Origin of the sequence: Thalassospira tepidiphila MCCC 1A03514 (assembly GCF_001662875.1) — a bacterium.
Taxonomy (GTDB): domain Bacteria; phylum Pseudomonadota; class Alphaproteobacteria; order Rhodospirillales; family Thalassospiraceae; genus Thalassospira; species Thalassospira tepidiphila.
The window spans coordinates 1-7,458 of sequence record NZ_JPVZ01000020.1 but is presented as its reverse complement, the minus strand read 5'-3'; the positions used below and the strand labels follow the sequence as shown (position 1 = coordinate 7,458).

The following is a 7,458-nucleotide window of genomic DNA, read 5'->3' as shown; positions in this document are numbered from 1 at the left end:
GTTACAGGGACCGCCACCCGGAAATCGACCGGCAGAAGCTGCCGGATCGATCCAGAAGAAAAGACCCCACCGGCAACCTTGGGGGAAGGAACGTAGGCCGGGGGGAAAGCAGAGGCCGTGAAAATCGGGTTTTTCATGGCGCGGGATGTGGTGTTGGTGGGTGCAACGGTGTCACCCGCACCGAAACGGCGTAGAAAGCGCTGGGAAGCCGTTTCTTGGTGTTCTGTCTCTAGGGCGCGCCGGGGGCGAGGTTTCGGCAGAACGTGGTGTAGGGCTCCGTTTTGGGCGCTTTCCTGCTGCCTGTTATGCCCTTCGGGCATGAAAGCAACACATCGTGGGTTCAGGCAGTAGGCGCGAGAGTCGAAAACCTCGAAGGAGCAGTGAGCGCAGAAAAGGCGGTTTCTCCAGATGCGTGTGGGTAGCTTGCTCATGCCGGGCACCCCTCAAGGTAGCTGGCCGCGAAGTAGACGGCAGCGACTACCGAAATGGCGAAGGCAAGCAGCGCGGCAGAGATTATTTGCTTTTCGGTCATGGTCTTCCCCCTTGGAAGTGGTCGAGTTGACTGGTAATCCCCCCATTTTTAGCGGGGTTCAAAAGTAGACCTTAGGCCATCATGGCCAACTTCTGTTGAGGGGTAATCCCTCCGAGTCCCATATTGGGTCGTTCGTGATTGTAGTGCCAGAGCCAGCGAGTGGCATAGTCCTGGACTTCTTCAGTGCTGTCGAACAAATACTGCGCCAGCCAATCGTAACGGACTGTTCGGTTGTAGCGTTCAATATAGGCATTCTGCTGCGGTTTGCCCGGCTGGATAAACGCCAGCTTGATGTCTTGTTTGTCGGCCCAGGCTGACAGCTTGCCGCTGATGTACTCAGGACCGTTGTCACAGCGAATAGAGCGCGGTTTCCCACGCCACTCAATGATCTGCTCCAGTGATCGGATAACCCGCTCTGCCGGAAGCGAGAAGTCCACTTCGATGCCAAGGCCTTCCCGGTTAAAGTCATCAATCACATTCAGCAGTCGGTAACTGCGACCGTCGTTAAGCTGGTCGTGCATGAAGTCCATCGACCAACTGTCATTGATGATTTCCGGCACGGCCAAGGGTTCAGGCTTTTCACGAACCAGGCGCTTTTTAGGTTTGATTCGCAGATTCAGTTCCAGCTCCCGATAAATCCGGTAAACCCGTTTGTGATTCCAGGCAAAGCCTTTCACATTGCGCAAATGCAGGAAACACAGACCAAAGCCCCAGTTCCGCTGGTTATGGGTCAGTCGGATCAGCCAGTCCGCGATTTCGGCATTCTCGCTGCTGAGCTTTGCCCGGTAGCGATAGCAGGTCTCGCTGATGCTGAACATCCAGCAAGCCAGGCGAATACTGACGTGCTTCTCATTGACGGCTTTCTGCGCCATCTCACGGCGACGAGACGGCTTTACCACTTTTTTTCGATAGCTTCCTTGAGGATGTCAGCCTTCAATCGTTCCTCGGCATACATCTTCTTGAGCCGGCGGTTTTCATCCTCCAGCTCTTTCAAGCGAGCCATCATGGACGCGTCCATGCCACCGAACTTGGCCCGCCATTTATAAAAACTGGCGTTGCTCATGCCGTGCTCTCGGCACAGCTCCGGGACCGGCACGCCGTTCTCGGCTTGCTTGAGGATCGACAGGATCTGGCTGTCGGAAAAACGTGACTTCTTCATGCAGAATCTCCCTGCGTCTAGCTTACGGAAAATTCTACTTTTGATCACCGCTGTTTTTCGGGGGGATTACCGACTTCCGTATGTCTAATGAGACTTGACATGTATATCGGCATTAGACATTGAGGGTTTCGGGGTTGTCAAGCATCATTAGACAAACGCTGAGGAGCCAGAAATGAAGCCATACGACCTGATTGAGCAGTACAAGCAGAAAAAAGGGCTTAGGAGCGACAACGCAGTAGCGAAGGAGCTAGGGCTTACAAGAGGTGCTATTTCGGCGGTTAAGCACGGCGGAAGCCTCAGTGTTGAAAACGCCTGGACGATTGCTGAGGTGATCGGGATGGACCCGGCTGAGGCTGTTGCTATCTGCAAGATAGCGCAAGCAGAACGCTCGCACGACGAGGAGGGCTTGCAGGTTTGGAAACGACGATTTCAAGCAGTAACACACTCTGCTGCAACGGTTTTTGGTTTGATAGCTATCCCCTATTGGGCAGAGGTAGCGGATAAACTCTGTATATTATGTTCAATAGACTATCTGTCAGGCAAGAGGGCAAGATCGGCCTTTTAGCCTTGCTGTGATGGACGAATGATATTCAGGGACCTGTGTTTTGGCCTGTCTGTAAAAGAAATATCCGCAATAACCTACCGTCACCCCTCGACAGTCCGTCGGTACCTCAGAACGAACAAAGCCCCCCCGCATGTTTTGCATCTGGTCAACCTGTATCGGGTTGGTCGTCTCCCTTCATTGCACGAGAGCTGGCGTGGCTGGCGTATGAATGGTGAGTTGCTGGTTGATCCAGATGGCAACGGGTACCGGGCAAACGAAATAAAAAGCCTGTGGGCTGTCAGGCAGCTGCGCCGGGAGCTGGAACGACTCAGGGCTAGGCCGGCGCAATTCGTGATGGATTTCTAAAACACAACATCTTGTGCAGATCCTCGCTGCAGGGCGCACAAGATATTGTGTTTAGTCGAGAGCGGAAAGCCGGGTTTCCTGGGTGATTTTGATGGCGCGCTGAAGGCGGTCCATGGATGTATCAGTTTCATCATCGGACGAGCGCGGGGCGGGCTCGCGCGCGCGCGATCCCCCTCCCCGCTCTCGATTTTCTTCTTGCATGTGATCAAAAGTGCCTTGTTTTACGTACTGGCGGCAAACTTGATCACGGACACCTTCAATAACTGTTGCCTGTTGGGTGAAACACTGACAACGAATTTTTGAAGCTATGCAAGCTGCTACACGTGGTACTGATTTTACTTTGGTAGCTGCGTCATTGTAGAGGGGTGCTGTGTAGGGGATTCCGTCGATTTCGGGTATTAGCGCTGTATTCCAATCTACCTGTCTGCGTGCTGAAACCGGGCTTATTGAGCTTGGGTTAAGGTTAAATGCAGATTGTTCTGACTGTGTAGGGAGTGTGTCTGGGCGGTGGGTTAAACCCTCTTTATCACCTGATATTACTGATATCAGCCAGTTAACACAAAAGCCAATGAGCAACAAGGCTATTGCTATCAGAGACCACATTTTTATTACGCCGAAAGGTACACGTGATTTGTGGGTATGAATTTCTGCTGACTTGTAAAGTGGGTAACTGGTTTTATCAAGTGGAATTCTTTTTTGTGTGCAAGTGAACTTCAATTCTTTGCTATCACCGGGATTTACAAACCCAGAACCTGAGTGATAGCGAATGGGGCGTTTGGTTCCAAAAGGGCGAGAGTAATGGTGATGTTCATTGCAAATCTTTCTGGCATGGGTATGCAGAAGCATTGGGTGCTGAGTTAGAAAAACGACGTCGTAACCTTTATGACGATGCTTTTCAAGGGCTGTAAGGCCAGAAGGAACTGCAGTGCCTGCTGGTCTTACAGGCCAGATTTCTTGTGCTTCATCGATGATGACAATAGCACCTGAAGGGCAGTGATCAGGCCAATCTCTAGCTTCATCATCTGACAATTCTATCCAACCAAGTTTGGACTTTCCTTCATCTGTGAGTTTAATTCCACGGTAATAAATTGGGCGGTCTGTAACAGATTTGAACTGACTAATTACGTTTAGGGTTTTGGATGATCCGGGGGAGCCCGTGACGATTAAGAACATTATTTAAACCTCATTCTCTTTATTGTCCCACCTACCCCCTTTAGGAATATTGAAGCTGAGTAAGCAGAGAGGACCAATGAGGCGAAAACGTCAAAACCGGCTAGACCTATCAGTCCTGCGAAGTCAGATGGGAGACCTGAAAAATGTGTAGCTATGAGATCGATCACACCCTGGAAACCAATCTGAACGCCCTGCATGACTACAAAGCCGAAGCCGAGGGCAAAAAGGACACGACCAACTACGGAGATGAGTGTGCGACCTATTACACCAGCGGCTAGAACAGGGAGTAGTGGTAATGGCATCTTATGAACCTCCGATGATTGATCGACCAATAATGAGAGCAGCGGCGAACCAGCCGAGGGCAACGATCACCGGGTTAACCATGGAGAGGACTTGGCAAATTGGCTGGTAGGTGAAGTAGAAGGTTTCACCGAATACGGAGTAGCCGATATCAGAAGGACAAGAGCCTGAGACAAAGCCCGAATCGTCAAGCATGTCAACGGCATCACTAAAGGCTATCGTCGTATCGTTGGGGCCTCCTGCCCCGTCTGGACCTGAGCCGGGGAGTTGGTTTTCCGGGTCGTTAGGGTCAAGGAAACTTTCCCCTTCGTTTGTTATAGGGGCCCTATCTGAATCAGAGCCATATAGCTTGTCGAACTGCTGCTTTTCATCGCATCGGTGATGCCAGTTATTGAGGTATATGGCGCACTGGACAGCATCTAGTTCTGAGCTGCATTGAGGCTCTTGTATCTGGGTGCCTGGGTTGCAAGTGCCTGATGTGTATTCTGAGACGGGTCCGTCACCTTCTTCATCGTCAGGAATGCCGTTGTTGTCGTTGTCTGGGTCTTCACCGTCAGGTGTGCCGTCGCCGTCGGTATCCGGGTTTGTAGGATCTGGGTCATTACCATCTGGGGCACCGTCTCCATCTGTATCGGGATTTGTTGGGTCTGGGTCTTCTCCGTCAGGTGAGCCGTCACCGTCTGAGTCGACTGGGTTTTCCCCTTCTTCGGCTGTCTGGCAGTACTTTTTGCCGTCCACCATGATGTAGTTGGGGCACGGGCTGTTGTTCGGGACACCACAGTACTTTTTGCCATTTATGCCGATGTAACAGTCGTCGTCATCTGTGAAGTCGTCGAATGGGCGGGATGAATCGCCGTTAGGGTCGTCGCAGTACTCTCCTGTGCTTGTGTAGTCTGCGAACCATCGGAGACTTCCGTCAGCGCCGTAGCCTCCAATCTGTTTCTTTGGGCTGTCGAAGATGCAGTTAGAGAAGCATACCTGTGTGAGGGATAGAGAAGTTTCGAGTCTCTGCTCTGTTCCTTCGGGGATATTGCAGGTTGGCGCTTCGTCGGAGAAGACGCAGATGCCGGTTAGTGGGCCGGTTGAGTATGAGCGCTGGAATGGTAGGCCCGTTGCTGTGTGTATCGAACGGCACCAGCGGCCAACGGCGTAGTATCTATTGTCAACTGTTACAGTAGTGCAAGAATGGGCAGTTGAGTTTGACGGCGGGTTGAAGTCATTACCACACCAGCCATTTACGAAGTCTTCTTGAGTATCGTAGCGCGGGTCTGAGCTTGAAGCTTCACAGCCATTTGGGAGGGCGCAGTATGTTCCCGGTGTCGCCTGGGGGTCCTCTACTGTTGCGGCAAGTGCTGTGTTCGCGATCAAGCCGAGCAAGGCGATTGCGGCGGCTATGATGTAGTAGGCGAGCTGACGAAACAGCCGGTTTTCCAAGGCACGGATTAGCTGGCGTGTGAAGTAATTCATAGTGGGTTGCTCAGGGAGTAAAAGGCCCCCGAAGGGGCCAGTCTGTTACTTGATGAACCCGCGAACAGCGTTCCAGGCGGAGCGAAGGGCAGCAGGAGCAAGCAGAGCTGCACCTACTACGCCGATTGCTGCCAGAGACAGTGCCAGTTGGGTCGTTACGTCGGTCATATCCATGAGTTTCTCCTCAGTCTGGACGTTGATCAGTTAAGAATCGGGCGATAGTCGCGTAGATGAACACTGTTGCGAATATCAACCCGACGTAGGTGAGCAGCTCGTTGGACTGCTCATATGTCAGAGGGGGCACCCACGAAAAGTAACCCTCCTCCACCTGCACGAGAGTACCGTTACAAGTAACAGCACCCTCTGTACCTTCTTCCCAAGCCCCGTCACACATCACAACCTGATTCATTGGATTGACCTCGTAAAAAGCGCAATGAGTGCCATGGCGGTGATGATGAAATGAATCCAAGGGCCCGGGTCATTCATGAGTTAATGGCCTACTTAAGCCGCGACGGCTTTTTGGGTTGTGGGAGTAGCAACCTCGATGATTGCTTTGTTGTCGCGGTCTAGGCGAAGTTGCGCGTCGCAGGTAACCGGAAACTTTGAGTCGCGGAGGGTCATTGCTACGGCTGGGTCGCATGACATTTCCGAGGCGTCAAAGCCGTGGGCTGCTGCTGTTACGCCTTGAATAATCGGTTTGTTGAGCACGGTTGCTGTCCAGAAGTCATACTGGTTGCCAGTTTTCTTGGAGGTACCAGAGCGACGGATCAGACCCGCGATAATCATTTGGCTTTTCATAAGTTCACCTTTAAGCAGTGCGGACCAGTTCGGCCCAGTGGGTTACCGCTTGGCATTCGAGTACCTTGCGGCGGAGTGGGACGACCTGCCCGGTGGACAAGTCGGCATCACCTAGGCCAGCGGCCCGGAGAATCTTTAAATTGCGATACCACGTCGGGCGGCTTTGTAGTTCACGTGCTGCTTCCCAGCCTTCGGACTTGATAAGCGCCCAGAGTCCAAGGGCGGCACGGGCCTGCCCTTCCGTCTCTGCCGCAGCCATTACGCGGGTTTTGATATCGTCATGTGTTTTCACTTCCGCTGCTCCTATCATCCGGCCGAAATACTCATTCCATTCATTGCGGAGGGTTGCCGGGGTTACGGTTTGCCAGTCGTGCCGGGAGAACCACTCTCGGCCTAGTTTTAGTTCAAGGCGCAACAGCCTGTCGGCTGCTGTAATTTGCTCTTGGGTGTAGGGGTAGCCCTCGTAAGTGGGCTTTTTCATCATGTAGGTGAGGTGGGGGCCTTTTGCGTAGGCTTTGCCGCTGCGCATCTTCGAGCGGTGGGACCAGTACACGGTGTCACCTGCTTGCTGGCTGACTCGGTAGCGTCCGCCCTCACAGTTGCGCAATGTCGACAGGGCAACCCGGACGGCGGCCTGATCCTCTAGCAACAGATTCTCTGTGACGTCGACGCGGGAGAGTTTCCAGCTATTTGCCGTGGGCAACTGGCAATTAAGCATCTGACCAACAAATGAGGCCATCCGGTTGATGCAACCCGCAATGTCGAGAGCCTGACTCGCGCCGGCGCCGAATACGGCGTCACCCTGGGCGATGATTCTGGCGGGGCTGCCTTGAATCCAGAGTTCTGACCCCCCTGCCTTGACGCTGATTGCGTGGGTATCCGAACGGATCGAGTCCCAAGCGGCGGATTCCCACCGTAATTCACCTGTTTGTGCGTTGATGCGCTGGACCCGATCGCCGTAGGCCATGACGATCGCCAGAGCCTCAGGGTTAAGGTTTTCGTAGGGGGTTCTGACCGTCACCCAGTCAAGAAGCATTGGAACCCCCTTTTGCTGTCCGTGTAGACAGTGATTTTTGTGGGAAAGTCTCACGTATGAGACAAAGTGGCGGTGTTACAGGG

Annotated in this window: 11 protein-coding genes; 3 read left to right on the top strand and 8 right to left on the bottom strand. The window is 53.0% G+C overall.

The genetic code is table 11. From position 1 onward, the window contains the following. Both TH4_RS20845 and TH4_RS20375 read right to left on the bottom strand, forming a co-directional pair. Nucleotides 1-431: hypothetical protein (locus TH4_RS20845; protein ID WP_209437401.1), on the bottom strand; the 431-nt coding region annotated here is incomplete at its 3' end. 172 nt (nucleotides 432-603) lie between these two features. Next, nucleotides 604-1,691 (bottom strand): IS3 family transposase gene (locus TH4_RS20375; RefSeq protein ID WP_225316971.1). Its coding sequence is split into 2 segments (ribosomal slippage): nucleotides 604-1,430 and nucleotides 1,430-1,691, totalling 1,089 coding nucleotides; the frame shifts between segments, so codons are not numbered across the junction. Between the two features lie 172 nt (nucleotides 1,692-1,863). Here TH4_RS20375 and TH4_RS20365 point away from each other — a divergent pair. Continuing rightward, the gene (locus tag TH4_RS20365) at nucleotides 1,864-2,256 is read left to right on the top strand and encodes a helix-turn-helix domain-containing protein (RefSeq protein ID WP_064782565.1); all 393 of its coding nucleotides are present in this window, start codon (nucleotides 1,864-1,866) and stop codon (nucleotides 2,254-2,256) included. Between the two features lie 18 nt (nucleotides 2,257-2,274). Further along, entirely contained in the window at nucleotides 2,275-2,601 is a 327-nt protein-coding gene (locus TH4_RS21060) for a DUF3653 domain-containing protein (RefSeq protein ID WP_083997219.1), read from the top strand. A gap of 51 nt (nucleotides 2,602-2,652) precedes the next feature. Here TH4_RS21060 and TH4_RS20560 read toward each other — a convergent pair whose 3' ends face one another. Together TH4_RS20560 and TH4_RS21055 are read right to left on the bottom strand one after the other, a co-directional pair. Next, nucleotides 2,653-3,774 (bottom strand): zonular occludens toxin domain-containing protein, encoded by a 1,122-nt coding sequence (locus tag TH4_RS20560; RefSeq protein WP_083997218.1) that lies wholly within the window; start codon nucleotides 3,772-3,774, stop codon nucleotides 2,653-2,655. Continuing rightward, nucleotides 3,774-3,971, bottom strand: coding sequence for a DUF2523 family protein (locus TH4_RS21055; RefSeq protein ID WP_373964571.1), 198 nt, complete (start codon nucleotides 3,969-3,971; stop codon nucleotides 3,774-3,776). The genes TH4_RS20560 and TH4_RS21055 overlap by 1 nt, the downstream gene beginning before the upstream one ends. Between TH4_RS21055 and TH4_RS20990 the strand changes: the two genes are divergently transcribed. Beyond that, a complete protein-coding gene (locus TH4_RS20990; protein ID WP_258546966.1) occupies nucleotides 3,918-4,052 on the top strand; it encodes a hypothetical protein in 135 nt (44 codons plus the stop codon). The genes TH4_RS21055 and TH4_RS20990 overlap by 54 nt on opposite strands. A gap of 25 nt (nucleotides 4,053-4,077) precedes the next feature. On the opposite strand, the gene TH4_RS20360 is transcribed toward TH4_RS20990, so the two are convergent. The 4 genes from TH4_RS20360 to TH4_RS20345 form a co-directional block, all read right to left on the bottom strand. Beyond that, complete coding sequence (locus TH4_RS20360; protein ID WP_064782564.1) at nucleotides 4,078-5,541, bottom strand: virulence factor TspB C-terminal domain-related protein; 1,464 nt, start codon at nucleotides 5,539-5,541, stop codon at nucleotides 4,078-4,080. A gap of 45 nt (nucleotides 5,542-5,586) precedes the next feature. Further along, nucleotides 5,587-5,709, bottom strand: a complete 123-nt coding sequence (locus tag TH4_RS20955) for a hypothetical protein (protein WP_220149765.1) — start codon at nucleotides 5,707-5,709, stop codon at nucleotides 5,587-5,589. 333 nt (nucleotides 5,710-6,042) lie between these two features. Further along, entirely contained in the window at nucleotides 6,043-6,339 is a 297-nt protein-coding gene (locus tag TH4_RS20350) for a hypothetical protein (RefSeq protein WP_064782562.1), read from the bottom strand. A 10-nt stretch (nucleotides 6,340-6,349) separates the two neighbouring features. After that, entirely contained in the window at nucleotides 6,350-7,375 is a 1,026-nt protein-coding gene (locus TH4_RS20345) for a phage/plasmid replication protein, II/X family (protein WP_064782561.1), read from the bottom strand. Nucleotides 7,376-7,458 lie beyond the last annotated feature (83 nt).

Bases quoted from the DNA above. Each gene is read 5' to 3' on its own strand.
- TH4_RS20365 (WP_064782565.1), top strand. From the start codon at position 1,864: ATGAAGCCATACGACCTGATTGAGCAGTACAAGCAGAAAAAAGGGCTT.
- TH4_RS21060 (WP_083997219.1), top strand. From the start codon at position 2,275: ATGATATTCAGGGACCTGTGTTTTGGCCTGTCTGTAAAAGAAATATCC.
- TH4_RS20560 (WP_083997218.1), bottom strand. From the start codon at position 3,774: ATGTTCTTAATCGTCACGGGCTCCCCCGGATCATCCAAAACCCTAAAC.
- TH4_RS20990 (WP_258546966.1), top strand. From the start codon at position 3,918: ATGTGTAGCTATGAGATCGATCACACCCTGGAAACCAATCTGAACGCC.
- TH4_RS21055 (WP_373964571.1), bottom strand. From the start codon at position 3,971: ATGCAGGGCGTTCAGATTGGTTTCCAGGGTGTGATCGATCTCATAGCT.
- TH4_RS20360 (WP_064782564.1), bottom strand. From the start codon at position 5,541: ATGAATTACTTCACACGCCAGCTAATCCGTGCCTTGGAAAACCGGCTG.
- TH4_RS20955 (WP_220149765.1), bottom strand. From the start codon at position 5,709: ATGACCGACGTAACGACCCAACTGGCACTGTCTCTGGCAGCAATCGGC.
- TH4_RS20350 (WP_064782562.1), bottom strand. From the start codon at position 6,339: ATGAAAAGCCAAATGATTATCGCGGGTCTGATCCGTCGCTCTGGTACC.
- TH4_RS20345 (WP_064782561.1), bottom strand. From the start codon at position 7,375: ATGCTTCTTGACTGGGTGACGGTCAGAACCCCCTACGAAAACCTTAAC.